Genomic DNA, 826 nt, shown 5'->3' with positions numbered 1-826 from the left:
TTTGCTTTCTGGCGCACCAACACCTATTACTTTGGCTGCAGGTGAAATAAAATATTATGTAAGTCAGAAACTAAGTCTATCTGGCTGCGAAAGTGAAAAGGCTGAACTAAAAGTTACCGTATTGGCTCTTCCACCGGCTCCTTCAACTACAGATTTAAATTATTGCCTTAATCAACAGAACATCCAGCCGCTTACGGCAACTGGTTCAAACCTCACCTGGTATGATGCGAATGGAACTGTTCTTTCTGGCGCACCAACACCTGTTACCTCTGCTGCAGGTGAAATAAAATATTATGTAAGTCAGAAACTAAGTCCATCTGGCTGCGAAAGTGAAAAGGCGGAACTAAAAGTTACCGTATTTGCATTGCCACTGGCTCCTGCAACTACAGATTTAAAGTATTGCCTTAATCAACAGAACATCCAGCCGCTTACGGCAACGGGTTCAAACCTCACCTGGTATGATGCGAATGGAACCATACTTTCTGATGGTTATATTCCTTCGACTGTAAATATTGGATCGACCGATTTTTATGTTACTCAAGCGAACCCAAATGGTTGCGAAAGTGCAAATACAAAAATTACTGTTACTGTATTGGCATTGCCACCGGCTCCTGCAACTACAGATTTAAATTATTGCCTTAATCAACAGAACATCCAGCCGCTTACGGCAACAGGTTCAAACCTCACCTGGTATGATGCGAATGGAACTGTGCTTTCTGGCGCACCAACACCTATTACTTTGGCTGCAGGTGAAATAAAATATTATGTAAGTCAGAAACTAAGCCCGGCGGGCTGCGAAAGTGAAAAGGCGGAACTAAAAGTTACC

The 826-nt window shown here is 42.7% G+C and carries 1 protein-coding gene; it reads left to right on the top strand.

What is annotated here, in order from left to right:
* A partial coding sequence (locus tag IEV50_RS19540; protein WP_455430428.1) for an Ig-like domain-containing protein occupies positions 1-826 on the top strand: 826 nt, incomplete at both ends.

This window comes from Pedobacter mendelii (genome assembly GCF_014635725.1).
Taxonomy (GTDB): domain Bacteria; phylum Bacteroidota; class Bacteroidia; order Sphingobacteriales; family Sphingobacteriaceae; genus Pedobacter; species Pedobacter mendelii.
This window is presented reverse-complemented; position numbering and strand designations above follow the sequence as displayed.